We start from the raw sequence: 18,704 nt of genomic DNA on the forward strand, positions 1-18,704 counted from the left end.
ACCTCTTTCCGTGACCGTCTCAGGTGTCCTAATCAGTCGAAAATCCAGAGGATACAGTCGGTGATTATCTGCGCGGCCGAAGCTGCAGCCCCGCCTGCAACTGCACCGGGTCCGGCGCCAACACCTGCAATCGGAGTGCCGATAAGTGCGCCCGCGACTCCTCCGACGCCGTCGGCGTCTGCAGTGGCACCCAGCGAAGGTTTTCTGGCACCGCTTCCTTCTGTGAGCATTCGGTTGAAGGGGAAATCGGCGCTGTAGATGGTGGAGGCCCCGTCCTCCAGAATCGAGGCAGCCAGCTCCATGCCTTCCGCCATGCCGTCGTTGGAACGGTATCGTCCCTGTTCGCCGCGTAGGAGCTCGATCTTGCGGTCCAGCGGGAGGCCTTGGAGCCGGTCGCGCAGATCGTCGACCGCCCGACGGGCAGCAGCCGGCTCATTACCTCGCTGGGCATCTATCTGCTCGAGAACGGACAACACCGCAGAGATCAGGTCCTTGACCCAATCTGCGATGCCTCCCACCTTCAAGGCGGCGCGCAGGACCTCGGCCCCGTCCGGTTTCCGGCTCCTGGGATCGTCGAGATGTTTGATCACCGCGAATGCATTCTCCATGATCGCTCGGATGATGACCGTGTGATCGCTGGGGGTTAAGGGCGGAAATTCATCGGTCGGCAGCTCCGGCCAGGGGAATCCTGTGCCGTCACCCAGGAAAAAGCCCGCGAGACCTCCCGGAAATTTCTTGATCAACGGGGAATCGTACCGACGGGCGCCACTGGCATCAGCATCGAACAGGCCACGCAGCACGGCAGCCTGGATCTCCGATTCAACGCGACGTTCGATCACCTCCGGTAGCTTCACCTCCCCAAGATCTACAGCGAATCGGCTTCCAACGCTCCTGCTTGTGCTCATTTCACTCACCTTCCGAATTCTGACTGTTGATGGGAAAATCCCCTCTGGTCACGACCAGAGGGCATATCTGACATGCGGAGGAACCTTCCTGATGGAACCAGCGACAGTCCGCCCGGATCGAACAACGGGGCAGACTCCGACGTGAGCTGTAGTTTCCGACTTCCTGAACTACGCTGGCGAACCCTTCCGGGACCCCGCATCGACCGTTCTTCCACTGACGGCAGCCGGTCGTCTCGCAGGAGGATGCAAACCGCATGCGCTGTTCGGGCGCCCGCCCATCGGGAGTAGGCACCAATTGGACAGGATCGACGGGCAAACGATCACGGAGATAAGCAATCGTTCCGTCCGGCTGCACTATTCCCAGGACCAGGGTGGCATTCTTTGACGAAGAACTAGGGCAAAGCCACTCGCTCTCGCTGCGAGCCGCTCTGTTGTCAACGGGATCTTCTGCCTCCTCGAACAAGGGGGCCTCCTTATGGAGCGTAAGGCGGAGAAGAATAGGTGCTATCGGCCACAAAAGTATTAGCTATTACGCTAGTCCCGGTTCCAATGAGCGTCAATGGTTCGCGGAAATCGGGCGGTTCTGCCCGACCGTGCCCAGGATCCGAACAGGGCCGCCAGCAAGAAGCTGGTGTGTAAGGTCGTCGACTTCCTGAAGAAAAGTCTGCCCGTCGAAGTCAGGACTACATTCGGAGTCACCAGTATTCAACGACCGGAAGGACCGATGACAATGGGCATCATGGACAGTGCCAGGGACAAGGCCCGCGAGTTCCTCGCCGACGAGGGGAAGACCGACGCTCTGCTGGACAAGGCGGTGCAGCACGCCACCGACCGTTTCGGCGAGGACAAGGCCGGGCAGATCTCCCAGGCCCGCGATGCCGCCGACCAGCGCATCGGCGGGGGCGGGGACAACCGTGTCGATGCCGAGGCCGGCGACGATCCGCAGGCCGACCCCGACCCCGCGCTCTAGAAACCCCCACGAACGTTGAAGACGCCGACCCCGGTGAGGGGTCGGCGTCTTGTCGTGCGGGCTGATGTCAGGATCGGACCGGGTCTTATCCCTGGCCTCCCTTGCTGGGCGGTTGCCGGAGAAACTTCAGCCCGATCCTGACATCCGGGCTAAGCGTCGAAGGGCGGCAGCACCTTGTCCTCGACCAGGCGGTCGAAGAGCTGGAGCAGCCTGGTCTCGGTGTCCAGGGCGTCGGCGAAGCCGGCCTGCCTGACCTTCACGGTCGAGGTGATGTTGTCCGCCTCGTGGTGGAAGAGGAAGTCACCCACGCCCCAGCCGACGAGCCTGTCGAAGGGGGTGTCCACCAGTCCGTGGCGTTCGACCAGCCGCTCCCACACGGCCGCGTGCTGCGGCATGGCTTCAGCCAGCGACATCTGCTGCGGCGGGGCGTAGTCCATGCCGAAGTGCTGCGCGAAGCGCGGCCACAGTTGCGCCCAGCGGAACTGGTCGCCGTTGTTCACGTTGAAGATCTCGTTCGCGGCCTGCCCGGAGGAGCCGGCCCAGACGGTCGCCCGGGCGAGCAACTCGGCGTCGGTGGTCTGGTACAGAACCTCGTAGGCGGCGCGGGTGCCGGGGAAGCGCAGCGGCAGGCCGAGCTCCCGGGAGATCGCGGCGTAGACGCCGATCACCAGCAGCAGGTTCATCGGGTTGCCGGTGGCGTAGCCGGTGACTCCCTCCGGCCGCAGGGCGGTGAAGGCGAAGCCGCCTTCGCTGGCCCGCGCCCGCAGGATGTCCTCCTGGGTGGAGTAGAAGTGCGGGGCGATCAGGCGCGGGTCCGACTCTTTGGCCGGGGTGTTGAAGAATCCGAGGTGATGGCCGTAGGCCTTGCCGCCCTGGTAGAGGGTGACGTGCCTCAGCGGTGCGCCGGCGGCCTGCAGTGCGTCGAGGGTGTTGCGCAGCAGGGCGTCGTTGACCTCGATGAGCTCCGGGTCGCTCGGCTTCTCGACGTACGCGCCGAAGACCAGGTGCGTCGTGTCGCGCAGGCCATCGGTGGTGGAGATGAGATCGCTGAGCGCGGCGGCGTCGAGAAGGTCGGCGCTGTGGTGGGTCCACTCGGCGTCGGGAAGCTCTCGGCGGCTGATGCCGTGCACGGGCCAACCCTGGCGGGCGTACTGGCGTGCGGCGTAGCTGCCGATCAGGCCGGCGTCGCCGACGACGAGGACGGTGCCGTCCGGGTCGGGGAGTTCAGTCAGGCCGAGGCCCGGGGTGTTGTCGTTGAGGGTCATGTGTGTTCCTGTCTCAGGCGAAGGGCTGGGAGGCGGTGTCCAGGGACTCGACCTCGTCGGAGGTCAGCTGGAGGGTGGGGGCGGCGACCAGTGCCGGGAGCTGCTCGGGTGTCGACGCCGAGGCGATCGGTGCGGTGACGCCCTTGGCCAGCTGCCAGGCGAGCGCGACGGTGGCGGGTTCGGCGCCGCGGGCCTCGGCGACCTCGACGAGCTTGTCCACGACCGCGAAGCCCTCCGCGGTGGCGTAACCCGCCATGAAGCCCTGGCGGTTGCGGCCTTCGAGGTCCTCTGCGGAGCGGTACTTGCCGGTGAGGAAGCCGGAGGCCAACGCGAAGTAGGGGAAGGTGGCGGCACCGTACTCGCGGGCGAGCGGCAGGTAGGACTCCTCGAAGTCCCTGCGGTGAAGGAGGTTGTACTGCGTCTGGATGGCCGCGGGCACGGTCAGATTGTTGGCCGTGGCGTATTCGAACCACTCGCGCATGCGCTCCGGGGTGTAATTGGAGAGCGCGATGTGGCGTACCTTGCCGGCCGTGACCAGGGAGTCGTAGGTGGTGGCCTGGTCGGCGATGGAGACGTTCTCATCGTCGTAGTGGCTGTAGAAGACGTCGATGTAATCGGTCTGCAGGCGCTTCAGCGAAGCGTCGAGCGCGGCGACGACGGAGTCGTGCTGCTGGTTGTCATAAGGGGCCAGGCCGCCCATCTTGGTGGCCAGGACGACCCGGTCGCGGTTGCCGCGGGCGGCGAACCACTCGCCCAGGACCCGCTCGGAGTCGCCACCCGTGCCGTCGCCGGCCCACACGGCGTAGAGGTCGGCGGTGTCGATGAGCGTGCCACCTGCCGCCACGAAGGCGTCGAGGACGGCGAAGGAGGTCTCGCGGTCGGAGGTCCAGCCGAAGGTGTTGCCGCCGAGGACGAGCGGAAGGGTGATCTGGGGAAGGGACATAACTGCTCCTTTGATGGGATCCGTCATGGTTTGACGCATAAGGCCGACCCTAAGCCGGTTGACTTTACGTGTCAACTTGAAGCGTAAAGTCATGCGCTATGATTCCTTCCATGAACCCCTCGGAAACGCCGCGCTGGCTCAGCCCGGGCGAGATGGACACCTGGCTCTCCCTCTGGTCCGTACTGGAATGGCTGCCGGTCCGGCTGGACGCGCAGCTGCGCGAGGACGCCGGCGTCTCGCTCGCCGAATACAACGCCCTCTCACAGATCTCCATCGCCCCGGACGCCTCCGTGCGGATGAGTGAACTGGCGGTGGTGGCCAACATGAAACTGCCGCACCTCTCCCGCGTGATCACCCGGTTGGAGAAAGCCGGCTGGGTGCGCCGCATCCCGGACCCCGCCGACGGCCGCTACACGCTGGCCCAGCTCACGGATGACGGGAAAATTAAGGTCGCCGCGGCGGCCCCCGGCCACGTGGAGGCGGTCCGGGCGTACGTCTTCGACGGTCTGTCTCCCGAGCAGGTCGCCGCCCTGGGTGCGGCCGCAGCACGTATCGTCGAGGCGGTCGACGCTCCGGGGCCGGCGCGCTGATTTTTCCGTAATCTGGACCCATGAAACAGCTCCTGGTTTTCGAGTTCCCGTCCACCGGTCCCTTCGGCCCCGAAGCCGAGGCCGCCTACGCCGACCTGGCAGATGACATCGCCGGTCAGGAGGGTCTGGTCTGGAAGGTCTGGACCGAGGATCCGCAGCGCGAGGTCGCCGGCGGCGTCTACCTCTTCGCCGATGAGGCCAGCGCCCGGGCCTACGTGGAGAAGCACACCGCCCGCCTGGCGGGCTTCGGCATCACCGACATCACCGCCACGGCCTACGAGGTCAATGAGGGTCTTTCCCGCGTCGACCACGCGCTGCTGGAACGCTGACCCGGCCCTGCCGGGAGAACCCCATGACCGGTGAGGTGATCGCTGAACTGGAAGTCGGCGTGACCCCGGCCCGTGCGTTGGAGATCTTCGATGCCCTCCCGGCCGTGGGCATCGAGGAGATGTACGGCCGGTGGGCCGGCTCCGAGTCGCCCACCGGCAACCCGCTCGACGGGCTGCTGGGCGCCTACGGCTGGCACGGCAAACGCTTCTCCTCCGCGGACGGGGTGGCCCCGCTCATCTTCGCCCACAACGGAGAGCTCTTTGGGGTGGAGCCGGCCGTCATCCCCGTGCGTCTGGCGCTGAGGTTCCCCCGGCTCGCGCATCACCCGGCGGTGGTCGCGGCCGGGCGACTCTGCCTGCCGCTGCTGAAGACCGGCCGGCCGAAGGCGCGGCTGCGCATGGTCGTCTACCGGGGGGTGGCCACGGCGACGATGATCTACGACTCCCAGCCCATCAACGACCACTTCCGCCGACTCGACGCCGACACCCTCCTCGGCCTGATGGACCTGCGCGGCCTGTCCGAGCCCTTCTTCTTTCTGCTGCGCCGCGAGATTTCCGCCCGCTAACGCAGCATCACCCGGCCGTAGCGCAGGGCCGTCGACATCACCTGCGCATAACGCTCGCGCGGCATCGACGACGGCCCGCTGAGCGGCAGCATCCGCTGGACCGCGACAGTCCGCTCCTCGGTGTACTTGAGCAGGCCCACGTCGCCGTGTCGTCGGCCCACGCCAGACTGCTTCCACCCGCCCATGGGTGCGTCGAGGGAACCCCAGGCGGCGGCGAAGCCCTCGTTGATGTTGACGGTGCCGGCCTGCAGGCGGGAGGCGATCTTCCGTGCGGTCGGCACCGAACCCCACACCGAGGCGTTGAGCCCGTAGCTGGATTCGTTCGCCCTTGCCACGGCCTCGTCGATGTTGTCCACGACCTCCACCGCGACGACGGGGCCGAAGGTCTCCTCGCCGAAGAGCCTGGCGTCGGAAGGCACGTCGGTGAGGATGGTGGGGGAGTAGAAGGCGGGTCCCAGATCGCTTCGCTCCCGGCCGCCGGTGAGGACGGTGGCGCCGCGGGAGACGGCGTCGTGGACAAGCGCAGCGACTCTGAGCTTGTGTTCCTCGGAGATCAGCGAACCCATGTCCAGCGTCCATTCGCGGCCGCGGCCGATATTCATGGCCTCGGTGTGGGCAATGAAGGCGGTGAGGAATTCGTCGGCGACATCGTGGTGCACGTAGATCCGCTCGATCGAGATGCACAGCTGGCCTGAGTTGGTGAAGCAGGCCGTGGCAGCCCCGCGGGCGGCGCGTGCGACGTCGGCGTCAGGTGCCACGATGAGCGGGTTCTTGCCGCCCAGCTCGGCTGAGAAACCAATGAGCCTCTCCCCGGCGGTCGCGGCCAATCGGCGCCCCACGGCGGTGGAGCCGGTGAACATGAGGTAGTCACATTCCTGCGCGACCGCCTGGCCGGTGACCACGCCCCGGCCCGTGAGCACCTGCATCACATCGCGGGGCAGGCCGGCCTCCTCGAGGAGTGCGAGTGCGCGCAGGGCCGTGAACGGGGTCTTCTCGTCCGGCTTGAGCACGACGGTGTTGCCGCCGAGGAGCGCCGGGATGGCGTCGGAAAGCGCCAGGGCGAGCGGGTAGTTCCACGGGGAGATGATGCCTACCACGCCCACCGGGACGCGCTCGACGTGGGTGCGGGTGAGCACGGGCACCGCCCCGCGGACCCGGCGGGGCGTGAGCAGGCGCGCGGCGGCGTGGGCGTAGTGGCGGGCGGTGACGGCGACGTCGAGAATCTCGTCGAAGGCGCTCGCGCGGTTCTTGCCGGTCTCGTCCTGGATGACGTCCAGGAACTCGGCCTGCCGCTCGAGCAGCAGGTCATGGAGGCACAGCATGATCTTCCTGCGCTGTGCGACGGGCGTCGCGGCCCAGGCGGGCTGGACGAGTCGGGCGCGGGAGAAGGCGTCGGAGGTGTCGGCGGCGGAATGGACGGGGACGTCACCGATGTGGGATCCGGTGGCCGGGGAGGTGACGGTCAGCGTGGTCATGCCTCCCATCTTCGTCATGGTTGCGTGCGTCGGCTACCTCCGCAGGATCTCACGGGTGAGATCTTCGACATGCGGGTCGATGGTGTCCAGTCCCGGCACCGGCAGGGTGCCCGGGGGGAAGAGGATCGGCAGTTCGGTACAGGCGAGGATGACCAGTTCAACGGCGTCGTCTGCGATGAGTCGGTCGATGATCCGGAGGAATCCCGCGCGGGTCTCCGCCTTGACGGCCCCCAGTTCCAGCTCCGTGGCGATCTTCTCCTGGATGTACGCGATCTCCTCGTCGTCCGGGATCGCCACGTGCACGCCGTCCTGCCGCAGCGGTCCCGCGAGAAAGTCATTGACCATGGTGAACCTGGTGCCCAGCAACGCGACGGACCTCGCGCCGGACTCGGCGACGGCACGTCGGGTCGAGTCGATCGAGCTGATGAGCGGCAGTGGAGAGGATTCCCGCAGGCGGTCGAAGACGATGTGCGTGGTGTTCGCGCTGAGTGCCGCAAACTCGGCGCCGGCGGCCGCGAGGCTGTTGATGCCCGCGAGGAGGTAGTCGTGGAGCTTCTCGACGTCCCCCTGCTCCAGGTACTCGAAGACCCGGAAGGCGCTGAGGTTCTCGATGGTCATCGGAGGGATGACCGTTTCGCCGGCCGCCTTCTGCACGCTCTCGTGGAGGCGCCGGTAGTAGATGAGTGTCGATTCGGGTCCGGTTCCGCCGATGAGGCCGAGTTTCTTCATGGTCCCAGGATAGGTTTTCCGTCCGGACCTGGACTTCGGCCTGAATGGGACGGCTTGTGCAGGGGGTGGTGGCGGGGCGGGGCCGGGGAAGGTGACCGTGCACCCTCATTGCCCCCGGATGTGGGTGGCCTCACAGTGGGTGACCTGCGGGGGAAAATTTCCCGACCCTCCACGCTAGACACCTGTCCAGCGAAACGGTTGACTGTGTCACATCGCACAGTCAACGAAGGGACATGTCATGACTCTCACCACGGGCCCCGCCCTGGAACACAAGATCGCCGCAGTCACCGGCGCCGGCTCCGGGATGGGCCTGGCCACCGTCCGGGCCTTTGTCCGGGAGGGCGCCACCGTCTACGCCATGGACATTTCCCAGGACAACCTCGACCGGGAGTTCCGGGATCAGCCGCAGGTCACCGCCATTGGCCTGGATATCTCCGACTCCGCAGCGGTCAACGAGGCATTTGACCGGATCCGAGAGAACCACGGCAAACTGCACGCGCTGGTCAATGCGGCCGGAGTCAGCGTGCCCAACAGGCGGGCCGTGGAATGGGTGGACGACATCAACCACCGCATGGTCGAGGCCATGAAGAAGGGCGAGCCCTTCGCGCCGGAGTTCCTCGGCGAGATCCCGGACGAGGATTTCGACCGCGTGATGAAGATCAACCTCTACGGCACCTTCTACACCACCCGCGCGGCGGTGCCCCTGCTCAAGGCGGCCGGTGGGGGAGCGATCACCAACTTCGCCTCCATCGCAGGACTCGTCTCCCTGCCGATGCCGGCCTACTACCCGGCGTCCAAGGCAGCGGTGGTCGGTATGACCCGCTCCAACGCCGGGGAACTGGCCCCCTTCAACATCCGCGTCAACGCGCTGGCCCCGGCCGGCATCAACACCGCCATGATGAACCAGTCCGGCGATGACCACGTCCAGGCGCTGCTGTCGCTCCAGCCCCTCAAACGCCTGGCGGAACCCGAGGAGGTCGCGCAGACGCTGGTGTTCCTCTCCTCTGATGCCGGAGCCCACTACACCGGCCAGGTCTTCTCCCCGTCCGGCGGCGCCTACCTCACCTAAACCTCACCCCTCAACCGGATCCCCACCATCCCCGAAATCTTAAGGAAGACAACGTCCCATGGCTTTCAACCCCGCACAGCTCAAGCGTATCGAAGAGACCATCCAGGCCGATATCGACCGCGGCGACTATGACGGCGTCAACGTCATCATCGCCCAGCACGGTGAAATCGCGCTGCAGGGAACCTACGGTTTCGCGGAGCGTGCCACCGGACGCCCGTCCCAGCAGGATGACATCTACCGCATCCTCTCCCTGACCAAGGCATTCACCAATGCACTGGCCTACCGTGCACTGGGTGAGGGCAAGCTCGCCCTGTCCACCCGCGTCATTGACATCATCCCGGAATTCCTCGGAACCGACCCGTTCCACATGCTCCGCAAGGACAGGATCAACCTGTGGAACCTGTTGACCCACACCTCCGGCATGCCCGCCACCCCGAACCCGGGCCTGCCGTTGACGGAATGCCGCTTGCTTCCCGATGTAGCCAAGGCTCTCGGCAGCGTTGACGTGGTGCACGATCCGGGGACCCAGGTCAACTACTCCCCGGCGATCAACCACGCACTGATCGGCGAGATGGTGCGCCGCGCCTACGGCCACGACAGCTTCCGCGACATGGCGCGGGAGATGATCTTCGAGCCCCTCGGCATGAAGGACACCGCCTTCGGTCTGCCGAAGCAGAACCAGGACCGCGCAGTTCCCATCAAGGCATATGTGGATGAGGAGGGATTCCTGCGTCCCGAGGACATCGAGGGCCTCAATGAGGTCATCACCGAGGATGCGGAGCTGCCCTGGGTGGGCGCGACCTCCACCGTGGACGACGTGTTCAAGTTCGTCGAGATGCTCCGTCGCAAGGGCGAGGTCAACGGCGAGCAGCTCATCGCCCCGACCGTCATCGAGCAGGCCACCACCCTCCAGACCGGCGACATGATGAATGACCTCTACACCATGGTCAACACACAGATGGGTTGGGAGGCCCCGAAGGGCAACATCGGTCTCGGAGTAATTCTCTCCGGTACCGGCCCCGTGCCCAACTTCTTCGGCCCCTTCACCTCCCCCGAGGCGTTCGGCAACAACGGCGCCGGCTCCACCCTGTTCTGGGTCGACCCGGTCCTCGACGTCACCTTCGTGTTCCTGTCCGCGGGCGTGATGGACGAGGGCCTCAACGTCGCCCGATTCCAGAAACTCTCCACGATGGTCTCCGCCGCAGTCGTCTGATCTGCGGACCCCTGCCTGCCTCCTTCCCCGAAAGGCTGACCCACCATGACTTCCCTCCAGGCCCCGCCGACCGGCAAGTGCCCCGTCGCCCACAACTTCGACGCCATGGCCGACGCCTACTACATTGATCCCGCCCAGTACCTCGAGGCTTTCCGCGAGACCACCCCGACGTTCTTCTACCCGCACATGAACGCGTGGATCATCACCCGGCACGAGGACGCCGTCCGGGTCCTCTCCGACTGGAAGAGCTTCTCGTCCACCGCGAACTCCGCCAGCATGGACGTGCCCGAGGCGCACCAGGACACGATCTCCTCCGAGCTCATGTCCCGCGTGCTGCTCGGATCAGACCCGGACGGGCACACCGTCGCCCGCGGCGTCGCCCAGCTGGGCTTCCTCGAGGAGGACATGCAGGCCCTGCAACCGGAGATCGAGGCGCGTGCCCACCGCATCATCGACTCCTTCGAGAACAACGGCCAGGGCAACCTGCTCGAGGACTACTGCATCGAGCTGACTACCCAGACCCTGCTCGCACACATGGGCCTGGGCTACGAGTACGCCGACTTCGTCAAGCAGCTGCGCGACGACTTCTTCCACGTCCTCTCCTCGGCCCACGAGCCGGTCTCCGAGCCGGAGCATTCCATCGTGTGGGCACGCTACGTGGAATCCAATCTTCAGCTGCGCGAGCTCATCGAGACCCGTCGGGAGTCCGACGAACGCGACCTGATTTCCATGATGGCCTCGCAGAAGGATGAGCACGGCGAGTACGTCCTCGGCGCGGACCAGATCGCCATCCACCTGACGGAGTTCGCCGCCGCCGGCACGGACACCACCGCCCAGGCGATGGCCAACGCCGTCCTCTTCCTGCAGGCGCACCCGGAGGCCAGGGAGGACGCGATCCTCGAGCCCGAGCTGTGGACCCGCGTCTTCGAGGAGACCATCCGCCGCCGCAACTCCTCGACGTTCACGTCCCGGTTGTCGAACGTGGACGTGGAGATCGGGGGCGCCGAGATCAAGGCAGGGGACCGCATCCTCATCGCCCTGACGTCCGCCAACACCGATCCCGACTACGTCGAACGCCCGCTGGAGTTCGACATCCACCGCCCTGATCCCCGCGACCACCTGGGATTTTCCACCGGACGCCATAAGTGTCTCGGCAATCCCCTCGCCCGCGTGCAGGGGCCGACCGGGTTGGAGGTGCTCTACGAGCGTCTCCCCTCGGTCACCGTGGATGACCCGGAGGCCGTCGACTTCGTGCGCTTCGCCCTCATGCCGGCGCGCCGCTCCCTCAACGTCCACTGGGACCTCGCGGACGTAGAACGTTCCCAGCAGCAGACCGTGCGCACCCTGAATCTCACGGTGGCGGAGCGCCGGGAGGAAGCCGGCGGCGTCATCTCCCTGACCCTGGCGCACCCTGATGGCGGAGACCTGCCGAAATGGAAGCCCGGTGCCCACATCGACCTGCACCTCACGGGCGCGGACGGGGAGGAACTGGTCCGCCAGTACTCCCTCTCGGGTGATCCGGAGGACCGCTCGATGTACCGGGTGGGCATTCTGCGTGAGCTGGAGAGCCGGGGCGGCTCAGTGGCGGCGCACCGGCTCCGTGCGGGGGATGCGGTGACCGTGTCCTGGCCGCGCAACAACTTCCGCTTCGTCGAATCCGGGAAGTACCTCTTCCTCGCGGGCGGCATCGGGATCACCCCGATCCTGGCCATGGTCCGGGAGGCCGAGCGTGCCGGGCGCGACTGGCAGCTCGTGTACGGCGGCCGGACGCGTTCCTCGATGGCCTTCACCGGGGAACTGGCTGCCTACGGCGAGAAGGTGCAGCTGGTTCCGCAGGATGAACTCGGCCACCTCGACCTGCCGGGCATCCTCGGCGACGCTGCCGAGGACACCCTCATCTACTGCTGCGGCCCGGAAGGGCTGCTCCAGGCCGTGGAGAACGGCTCCGCGCACTGGCCGAAGAACAGCCTGCGTCTCGAGCGTTTCGCCCCGAAGGTGATCACCCGCGACTACGCCGACGAAGCCTTCGAGGTCGAGTTCACCGAGTCGGGAGTGACCGTGGCCGTGGGCGCCGGGGAGAGCATTCTCGACGCCGCCGCCGAGGCCGGACTGCCCGTGATCTCATCCTGCAGGACGGGCACCTGCGGCACCTGCGAGACCCCGGTCCTGGGAGGAAAGGTCGACCACCGCGACTCGATCCTCACCCCGGACGAGCAGGAGGCCTCCGAGACGATGATGATCTGCGTGTCCCGCGCCTCCCGCGGCTGCGGGAAGCTGGTGCTCCAGCGCTAGTCAGGGAAACAGTGTCAGCCACTGGCGGGTGAGGGCCTCGAGCACGAGGTCCTCATTCTCCCGCAGTCCGCGCACGTAGAGGAAGTAGTAGTTGCGGTCCAGGCTCATCAGCAGCGCCATGAAGTCCTGCATGCGCTGCTGATCCTCGGCCAGGCCGGGCAGGGTCAGGCCTATCCGCCGCATCATCCCCAACCATTCGGTCGCCACCTCCTCGTCTTCGGCCATCGCCTGCTCCACTGCCGCGAACTCCACCTTGAACTCCAGAAACAGGTCCCGCATTCGCTCCAGCCACAGGCGTATCGACGCCCCGTCATGCCGCTCCGGCTCAAACAGTTCCCGGAACGGGCCCGTGATCTCCGGTTCGATGGCCCGCATCTTCGCCAGGACCAGGTCGGGCTTGTTCCGGAAGTGCAGATAGAGGTTCGCCCGGCTGCCCCCGGCCAGCTTGGCGATCTGATTCATGCTGCTCGCCCCGTAGCCCTGCTGCGAGAACAACTCGAAAGCGGAGTCCACGAATCGCTGGCGGGTTTCTGCGGCCTGCTGGTCCCTGAGGTTCATCGGTGCGCTCCTTTCCTGGTGCGTCCATGACAGCGTAGCGCCCGGCGACCGGCCCCCTGGCACAACAATGGATCATAGAATGGCAGGTGGCATATAACTGAGGGGGAGCATCTGGTGATTGATCCACGTCCGGAAGAAGAGTCGGCAGGCCGATCGGGCCGACCACAGCCCGGCCCGGGAATGACCCCTCGCCACACCGAAACCGCCAATATGGAGACGGAACCGCTACCCGCCCGGCCACGGGCCTGGCAGTTGTTGACGGCCTACAATTCCACCGGTCCCCGCTGGCCCGGTGCGCTCCGGGCGGCCCTGGCGCTGACGATCCCCGGACTCATCGCCCTGGCCTTCGGGCTGGAGAATGAGATGCTGCTGATCGCCGCCGGCGGCTTCACCGTCATCTACGGCGAGGGCCACCCCTTCCGCACCCGGTGGCGGGTCATGCTCACCGCGGGCCTGCTGATCGCCGCCGGCGCCACCGTGGGTGGTTTCGTCGGTTCCTACATGTGGCAGAACATGGCGGACGGGGGATCCCACTGGTGGCTGATGCTGGCGACGGTCTACACCTCGCTGATTGCGACCTTCGGCGGATTCATCCAGAACGCGCTGCGTCTGAACCCTCCCGGATCCTTCTTCATCGTCATGGTCGCCGGTGGCTCGACGATGGTCGCCCGCCTCGGGCTCAGCCCGGTTGAGGTCGGCTCCTGGGCGTTGGTCGGCGTCGTCTCCGGCGTCGTCATCGGCATGGCGCCGGCACTGTTCAATGCGCGGCGTCCCCAGGAACAGGCGGTCCACGTGCTGGAGAAGGCCGTCGACGACTTCGTTGCGGCACCCAAGCCGGCGGTGGGGAAGAACCATCAGGCGATGACCGCCCTGACCACCGCCTGGGGCATGCTCGCGGACGCCGGTGTGCTCCGCGGCGGTCAGGTGGTCGACCACCGCCAGGAGGAACTGGTCCGCCGCACCCTGGCCGCCCATCACCGGCTGGTCAACGCCAGCTTGTCACTGGTCAACGACGGAACCGTGGAGAACCTGACGGACACCCCGAAGGACATCGATCTCTCGCGTACCGCCATCCCGCACGCGCGGCCGACCGTTCTCTACCGCCTCTACCGGTCGATGCACCCGCACAGCCACGCCTCCCTCACCGCGGGCAGGATCCTGGTGGCCACCCTGCTGGCGGGCGTGGTGGGCATCGCCGTCGGTCTTGACCGGCCCGACTGGGCGATCGTCTCAGCCCTGCTCATCCTGCAGTGGGGGCCAGACCGGACGCCGGGCACCATTCGGGGCCTGCACCGCCTGGTCGGCTCTGCCCTGGGCATCGGTCTGTTCGCCGTCTTCCATCTCCTGCAGGTCGAGGGGGTCACCCTTCTCCTGGCGCTGGCGGTGTGCCAGTTCCTCGCGGAGTTCTTCGTGGTCCGCAACTACGCTTTCGCGGTCATCTTCACCACCCCGCTCGCCCTGCTCATGGGCAACTCTGTCGCGGATCCCCTCATGGAGGTGGTGGCCTCCCGCTCCTGGGAGATGCTCATCTCGGTCATCTTCGGCATCCTGCTGTTGTGGGTGTGGTTCCCCAACTCCGCACCGCGTCACCACGCCTGGCTGGTGGGGCGCACCTTCGACGCCATGGGCTCACTCCTCGGCGCCCTCCTGGCGAGCAGTCCCTCGGGCACCCTGGCACAGCAGCGCGACCTGCAGTATGAGCTGCTCGGCGAACGTAGGGCAGCCCAGTCCCTGGCCAACAACTACCCCGACCTGGCGGAGGAAAGGTGGAGCACCCACCTCGCCGTGCAGCTGGCAGGCTACGGGCTGCTCGACTCCGCCGCGGCGCACCCACAGCGATCCATGTCGATGGAGGAGATCGCGGTGCTGGGCGGCCGGGTACGCACCGCCGCTGAGTACCGGGGCGTGGCTGAAGAGGAACGCCGCCTCCCGGGCCTCTAGGTTGGGCGGGGAGACGGGGCGTCGATAAGCGGGTGTCTACTGGTGCGGCACGATGACGGCACGGCCGGCGATCTTGCCGTCGACCAGGGCCTGGTAGGCCTCGAGTGCATCGTCCAGGGAGTAACGGGTGACCTGCGGGACGATCTGGCCGGCCCTGTACATGTCGACGACCTCGTGGAGCTCCTCGACGGTGCCCCAGTACGTGTTGACCAGCTCGGCCTCGTAAGGCGTGGTCAGGAAGGCCCACTCGTAGGGGGAGAGGTTGCCGATGCCCACGATGCTCACGCGGCCCTGACGCGCCACGGACTTCATGGCGGTGGTCACGGTCGCGCCGACGCCCACGAAGTCGAGGACGAGGTCAGCACCCTTACCGCCGGTGATCTCGCGGATGCGCTCAACCTGGCCCTCGCCACCCTTCACGGTGATCGCACCGAGCTTCTCGGCCTCGGCCATCGCCTCCTCCTTCATGTCGGTGGCGATGATGGTCGCGCCGGTCAGCGCCTTGAGGATCTGCACACCGATCAGACCCAGCCCGCCCAGGCCGATGACCAGGGCAGACTTGCCGCCGCCGTTGAGCTTGGGCAGGGCGAGCTTGATGGCGTGGTAGGGGGTCAGCGCGGCGTCGGCTAGCGGGGCGGCGTCGATCGGATCGGCGTCACCGAGCGGCACCAGGTTGCGGGCGGGGACGACGAGGTACTCCGCCATCCCGCCGTCACGACCCAGGCCGATGCCGGCGTAAGGCATCTTCGCGGCGTTCTCACAGTAGGTGTCCTGGCCGCGGGTGCAGGCGCGGCAGTGGCCGCAGCCGACGGGGCCGTAGACGAGGTGGGCGGAGCCGATCTCGAAGCCCTCTACACCCGGGCCGAGCTCCTCGATCCAGCCGGAGTTCTCGTGACCGAGGATGAACTCGGGGTCCATCTGCGGGTTCAGGCCCTCATCGAACTCGTGGAAGATGGCCACGTCGGAATGGCAGGCGCCCGCGCCGGCGACCTTGAGCAGAACCTCACCGGGGCCGGGGGCGGGCTTCTCCACCTCCTTGAGGGAGGGGAACGTGTGGTAACCGGTGTGGACGACGGCCTTCATGGGTGATGCTCCTTCAGATGATTGCGCGGGGCACCCGGTCGGGTGCTGGCCCTTCCCAGGGTAGGTGTGTTCCAGAGGTATTTCCTGATGGAAATGTCATTCAATTGGGGCTGCATAAAGGGCGCGATCTCAACGGCGCGATCCCGCCTTCATGTGTGGGTTTGGATACATGGAAGCGGGATCGCGTAGTTCAGGTCGCGCCCTTTAGCCCGGGTGGCGCGGGCCCGGCTGTCAGCTAATCCTGACGGGAGGACTCATCCAGGGCCTTGAAAGCCGAGGACTGCTCGAAGGGGGAGTAATGCGGGCCCCACAGCGGCTCAGACGAGGCCATCACGGTGGCGGTGGAGTGGACCCAGTCGGGAATGTCCACGTAATAGTCCACGCTGATCTCCGCCGACACGGTCTCCGTGGAGTTGTCCGGATATGTGACGAGGAGCGGAATCTCAAAGCTGCCGTCAACGGTCACCGGCGGGGTGACGGACAGGACGTTGTCGGTGAGGGAGATGTCCCACCCCTCTGCGCGCAGCGATTCCACGGCAGCGCCGTCTGCGAACGTGACGACAGTGCCGGCCGGAAGATCGGTCCCCTCCACGGGAGTGGAGGTGGCGGTCTCGCCGTGCATCACGTAGATCCAGTGGTAAGTCACCGTGTGTTTGTCTGCATCAGTCTGCTCGACCACCTGATGGGTCGGTTCCGCTGTGGCCGGCGCAGCCAGGAGAGCGCCACTGACGGCGGCGGCGACAAATACGGAGAACAGTTTTCTGGGAAGCACTTGCACGAGCTCCTAATGACAAAAATCAACGCCGCACCGGGTGGTGCAGCCACGAGAACCATACGCAGACACTGCGGCACCGGGCGCCACCACCACGAACACCCGGGCGACTGCGGGGCTGTCCCGTCGGCGGAGTCCCACGTAAACTTGCCCGCGTGAGCTTCACCGATCCCGCCGTCAACGATTCCCACCGCTCGGCCCTGCGGTCGATCGCCCGTGTCGTTGAGGAGACAGCCGTGCCGACCCCGCCGGTGGAGGCCCTGGAACGTGTCGCCGAGCAGCTCGACCGGGGCCCTGTCCTGGTGCTCACCGGCGCGGGGGTGTCCACGGACTCCGGCATCCCCGACTACCGGGGACCGCGTGGTTCGCTGAGCAGGCAACGGCCGATGACGTACCAGGAGTTCAGTCATGATCCGGCGGCGTCGCAACGCTATTGGGCGCGGTCCTTCGTCGGGTGGCGGCAGATGTACGTGGCGGAGCCGAACCGCACCCACTATGCCCTGGTGGAGCTGGAGCGCGCGGGATTCCTGCGTGGGGTGGTCACGCAGAACGTCGATGGTCTGCACCGCGCGGCCGGCTCGGAGAATCTCCTGCATCTGCACGGGGATCTGGCCACGGTCATGTGCCTGGACTGCGGTCAGCGGGAGGATCGTGACCTTTTCGACGAACGTCTTGAGGCCGCCAACCCCGGGTATCAGGAGTCCATTGCGTTGGATCCCTCAATGGTCAATCCGGACGGTGACGTCACCCTGCCGCAGGAGGCGGTGGAGCGTTTCCGCATGGTCGGCTGCATCCGTTGCGGGTCCCGGCGGTTGAAACCGGACGTGGTGTACTTCGGGGAACCGGTTCCGCCGGCGCGGAGGAAGCAGGCCGACGACATGCTCGACCACGCGGCGTCGCTGCTGGTGGTGGGTTCCTCGCTGGCGGTGATGAGCGGTTACCGTTTCGTCCTCGACGCGCAGCGCCAGGGCAAGCCGGTGGCGGTCATCAACGGTGGCCCCGGCCGTGCGGACACCCGCGTGGACGTTCTGTGGCGCACCCCGGTGGCGCCGGCCTTCGATTCGCTTCTCGACGCCCTCGGGGTTTAGACCGCAATCGCGTCGAGGGCCTCCCGTACGAGGCACCGGACCCGGGCGTCGCCGGGCAGGTCGATGTGCAGGACCAGGGCCTTCGGCTCGACGTCCTGGAGCAGGATGTTGGTGATGTCCGCCTCCGGGTCATCGGAGGAGAGGAAACAGGTCTCCGTGGGCTGGATGATCGTGTCGTTTCTGGTGGCGATGTTCGTGTAGCCGACGCCGGGTTCGGTGGGGCCGTCGGCGTTGAGGTCGTCGAGAAGCGGATGGCCGGTGATCAGCTGGAATCCGGAGGGGCCGAACCAGGACTGGACGATGGAGTTCATCATCGATTCGCCTGTTTTCGTGGTGGTGATCGACGACAGCATTCCGCCCATCGTGGTGCCGTTGTGAGGGACTCCGAGGCTGACGAGGTGGCGGACCTTGGGCGCGCCGTCGAGAAGCCGCATCCAGTAACGGGCGAGCACGCCGCCCTGGGAATGGCCGACGATGACCACCTGCTCCGCCCCGGTGACGGCCAGGACCGCGTCAATGTAGGCGCCGACCTGCTCGGCGGATTCCTCGACTCCCGCGGTGCAACGGTTGCCGAATTCGGGCGCGAACACGGCCCAGCCGTCCTTCCGCAGGTCAAGGGTCAGTTCCTGCCAGATTCCGTTGGTGTCACCCGTGCCGTGGATGAGTACGACCGGCCACGGACGTTCGGCGGTGGGGCGGGCCCGCCAGTCGTCCTCGATGTGCCCGCGAGGGGGCAACCGGGCGGTCAGGGGGAGATCAGGTTTGGTGGCCTGTCGCGGTGGCCTCTCCGCGTCCGCTTCCTTCGTCGGGAGCAGTCGGTGCAGTTTTTCGGAGATGTCCTTCTGCAGTTCGGCGAGGTAGTGATTGGCCATGTCCCCACCCTAGTGACACGGCCCACAACCTTGCCTAGCATGGA

At 66.5% G+C, this 18,704-nt stretch carries 18 protein-coding genes; 9 read left to right on the top strand and 9 right to left on the bottom strand.

Translation table 11 applies throughout. The annotated features are described in order from the left end of the window. Nucleotides 1-32 precede the first annotated feature (32 nt). Nucleotides 33-839 carry a hypothetical protein gene (locus CETAM_RS00665; protein ID WP_156226613.1) on the bottom strand — a complete coding sequence of 269 codons (807 nt, stop codon included), beginning with the start codon at nt 837-839 and terminating at the stop codon, nt 33-35. Nucleotides 840-1,644: 805 nt separating this feature from the next. Here CETAM_RS00665 and CETAM_RS00670 point away from each other — a divergent pair. Then, nucleotides 1,645-1,875, top strand: a complete 231-nt coding sequence (locus CETAM_RS00670; protein ID WP_231587530.1) for an Rv0909 family putative TA system antitoxin — start codon at nt 1,645-1,647, stop codon at nt 1,873-1,875. Between the two features lie 149 nt (nt 1,876-2,024). Here CETAM_RS00670 and CETAM_RS00675 read toward each other — a convergent pair whose 3' ends face one another. Both CETAM_RS00675 and CETAM_RS00680 read right to left on the bottom strand, forming a co-directional pair. Continuing rightward, nucleotides 2,025-3,140: an SDR family oxidoreductase gene (locus tag CETAM_RS00675; RefSeq protein ID WP_156226614.1), complete on the bottom strand. Its 1,116-nt coding sequence runs from the start codon at nt 3,138-3,140 to the stop codon at nt 2,025-2,027. Nucleotides 3,141-3,153: 13 nt separating this feature from the next. Continuing rightward, a complete protein-coding gene (locus CETAM_RS00680; protein ID WP_156226615.1) occupies nt 3,154-4,083 on the bottom strand; it encodes an aldo/keto reductase in 930 nt (309 codons plus the stop codon). A gap of 110 nt (nt 4,084-4,193) precedes the next feature. On the opposite strand from CETAM_RS00680, the gene CETAM_RS00685 reads away from it, so the two are divergent. From CETAM_RS00685 to CETAM_RS00695, 3 genes are read left to right on the top strand one after another with little or no spacing between them, the layout of a single operon-like run. After that, nucleotides 4,194-4,673, top strand: a complete 480-nt coding sequence (locus CETAM_RS00685; RefSeq protein WP_156226616.1) for a MarR family winged helix-turn-helix transcriptional regulator — start codon at nt 4,194-4,196, stop codon at nt 4,671-4,673. A gap of 20 nt (nt 4,674-4,693) precedes the next feature. Further along, a complete protein-coding gene (locus tag CETAM_RS00690; RefSeq protein WP_156226617.1) occupies nt 4,694-5,002 on the top strand; it encodes a monooxygenase in 309 nt (102 codons plus the stop codon). Nucleotides 5,003-5,025: 23 nt separating this feature from the next. Beyond that, nucleotides 5,026-5,568 carry a DUF4334 domain-containing protein gene (locus CETAM_RS00695; protein WP_156226618.1) on the top strand — a complete coding sequence of 181 codons (543 nt, stop codon included), beginning with the start codon at nt 5,026-5,028 and terminating at the stop codon, nt 5,566-5,568. Here the strand turns inward: CETAM_RS00695 and CETAM_RS00700 are convergent. Both CETAM_RS00700 and CETAM_RS00705 read right to left on the bottom strand, forming a co-directional pair. Then, nucleotides 5,565-7,043: a succinic semialdehyde dehydrogenase gene (locus CETAM_RS00700; RefSeq protein ID WP_231587531.1), complete on the bottom strand. Its 1,479-nt coding sequence runs from the start codon at nt 7,041-7,043 to the stop codon at nt 5,565-5,567. The two genes, CETAM_RS00695 and CETAM_RS00700, sit on opposite strands and share 4 nt — an antisense overlap. Before the next feature lie 33 nt (nt 7,044-7,076). Next, nucleotides 7,077-7,772 (bottom strand): aspartate/glutamate racemase family protein, encoded by a 696-nt coding sequence (locus CETAM_RS00705; RefSeq protein ID WP_156226619.1) that lies wholly within the window; start codon nt 7,770-7,772, stop codon nt 7,077-7,079. Nucleotides 7,773-8,010: 238 nt separating this feature from the next. On the opposite strand from CETAM_RS00705, the gene CETAM_RS00710 reads away from it, so the two are divergent. The 3 genes from CETAM_RS00710 to CETAM_RS00720 are packed head-to-tail and all read left to right on the top strand — an operon-like array spanning nt 8,011 to nt 12,346. Further along, a complete protein-coding gene (locus tag CETAM_RS00710) occupies nt 8,011-8,841 on the top strand; it encodes an SDR family NAD(P)-dependent oxidoreductase (RefSeq protein WP_156226620.1) in 831 nt (276 codons plus the stop codon). 58 nt (nt 8,842-8,899) lie between these two features. Next, the gene (locus CETAM_RS00715; protein WP_156226621.1) at nt 8,900-10,054 is read left to right on the top strand and encodes a serine hydrolase domain-containing protein; all 1,155 of its coding nucleotides are present in this window, start codon (nt 8,900-8,902) and stop codon (nt 10,052-10,054) included. Between the two features lie 45 nt (nt 10,055-10,099). Further along, nucleotides 10,100-12,346: a cytochrome P450 gene (locus tag CETAM_RS00720; RefSeq protein WP_156226622.1), complete on the top strand. Its 2,247-nt coding sequence runs from the start codon at nt 10,100-10,102 to the stop codon at nt 12,344-12,346. On the opposite strand, the gene CETAM_RS00725 is transcribed toward CETAM_RS00720, so the two are convergent. Further along, nucleotides 12,347-12,904 (bottom strand): TetR/AcrR family transcriptional regulator, encoded by a 558-nt coding sequence (locus CETAM_RS00725; RefSeq protein WP_156226623.1) that lies wholly within the window; start codon nt 12,902-12,904, stop codon nt 12,347-12,349. A 255-nt stretch (nt 12,905-13,159) separates the two neighbouring features. Between CETAM_RS00725 and CETAM_RS00730 the strand changes: the two genes are divergently transcribed. Then, entirely contained in the window at nt 13,160-14,845 is a 1,686-nt protein-coding gene (locus tag CETAM_RS00730; protein WP_231587532.1) for an FUSC family protein, read from the top strand. Nucleotides 14,846-14,881: 36 nt separating this feature from the next. On the opposite strand, the gene CETAM_RS00735 is transcribed toward CETAM_RS00730, so the two are convergent. Next, on the bottom strand, nt 14,882-15,928 hold the full coding sequence (locus CETAM_RS00735; protein WP_156226625.1) for an NAD(P)-dependent alcohol dehydrogenase: 1,047 nt from the start codon (nt 15,926-15,928) through the stop codon (nt 14,882-14,884). A 235-nt stretch (nt 15,929-16,163) separates the two neighbouring features. After that, nucleotides 16,164-16,700, bottom strand: coding sequence for a Rib/alpha-like domain-containing protein (locus CETAM_RS00740; RefSeq protein ID WP_156226626.1), 537 nt, complete (start codon nt 16,698-16,700; stop codon nt 16,164-16,166). A gap of 155 nt (nt 16,701-16,855) precedes the next feature. Between CETAM_RS00740 and CETAM_RS00745 the strand changes: the two genes are divergently transcribed. Next, entirely contained in the window at nt 16,856-17,788 is a 933-nt protein-coding gene (locus CETAM_RS00745) for an NAD-dependent protein deacetylase (protein WP_156226627.1), read from the top strand. Here the strand turns inward: CETAM_RS00745 and CETAM_RS00750 are convergent. Then, entirely contained in the window at nt 17,785-18,660 is an 876-nt protein-coding gene (locus CETAM_RS00750; protein ID WP_156226628.1) for an esterase/lipase family protein, read from the bottom strand. The two genes, CETAM_RS00745 and CETAM_RS00750, sit on opposite strands and share 4 nt — an antisense overlap. Nucleotides 18,661-18,704 lie beyond the last annotated feature (44 nt).

Source organism: Corynebacterium comes (assembly GCF_009734405.1).
GTDB lineage: Bacteria > Actinomycetota > Actinomycetes > Mycobacteriales > Mycobacteriaceae > Corynebacterium > Corynebacterium comes.

What these genes read in the sequence shown, in the direction of transcription:
- CETAM_RS00670 (WP_231587530.1), top strand. Translation starts at nt 1,645, where the DNA reads ATGGACAGTGCCAGGGACAAGGCCCGCGAGTTCCTCGCCGACGAGGGG.
- CETAM_RS00675 (WP_156226614.1), bottom strand. Translation starts at nt 3,140, where the DNA reads ATGACCCTCAACGACAACACCCCGGGCCTCGGCCTGACTGAACTCCCC.
- CETAM_RS00680 (WP_156226615.1), bottom strand. Translation starts at nt 4,083, where the DNA reads ATGTCCCTTCCCCAGATCACCCTTCCGCTCGTCCTCGGCGGCAACACC.
- CETAM_RS00685 (WP_156226616.1), top strand. Translation starts at nt 4,194, where the DNA reads ATGAACCCCTCGGAAACGCCGCGCTGGCTCAGCCCGGGCGAGATGGAC.
- CETAM_RS00690 (WP_156226617.1), top strand. Translation starts at nt 4,694, where the DNA reads ATGAAACAGCTCCTGGTTTTCGAGTTCCCGTCCACCGGTCCCTTCGGC.
- CETAM_RS00695 (WP_156226618.1), top strand. Translation starts at nt 5,026, where the DNA reads ATGACCGGTGAGGTGATCGCTGAACTGGAAGTCGGCGTGACCCCGGCC.
- CETAM_RS00700 (WP_231587531.1), bottom strand. Translation starts at nt 7,043, where the DNA reads ATGACCACGCTGACCGTCACCTCCCCGGCCACCGGATCCCACATCGGT.
- CETAM_RS00705 (WP_156226619.1), bottom strand. Translation starts at nt 7,772, where the DNA reads ATGAAGAAACTCGGCCTCATCGGCGGAACCGGACCCGAATCGACACTC.
- CETAM_RS00710 (WP_156226620.1), top strand. Translation starts at nt 8,011, where the DNA reads ATGACTCTCACCACGGGCCCCGCCCTGGAACACAAGATCGCCGCAGTC.
- CETAM_RS00715 (WP_156226621.1), top strand. Translation starts at nt 8,900, where the DNA reads ATGGCTTTCAACCCCGCACAGCTCAAGCGTATCGAAGAGACCATCCAG.
- CETAM_RS00720 (WP_156226622.1), top strand. Translation starts at nt 10,100, where the DNA reads ATGACTTCCCTCCAGGCCCCGCCGACCGGCAAGTGCCCCGTCGCCCAC.
- CETAM_RS00725 (WP_156226623.1), bottom strand. Translation starts at nt 12,904, where the DNA reads ATGAACCTCAGGGACCAGCAGGCCGCAGAAACCCGCCAGCGATTCGTG.
- CETAM_RS00735 (WP_156226625.1), bottom strand. Translation starts at nt 15,928, where the DNA reads ATGAAGGCCGTCGTCCACACCGGTTACCACACGTTCCCCTCCCTCAAG.
- CETAM_RS00750 (WP_156226628.1), bottom strand. Translation starts at nt 18,660, where the DNA reads ATGGCCAATCACTACCTCGCCGAACTGCAGAAGGACATCTCCGAAAAA.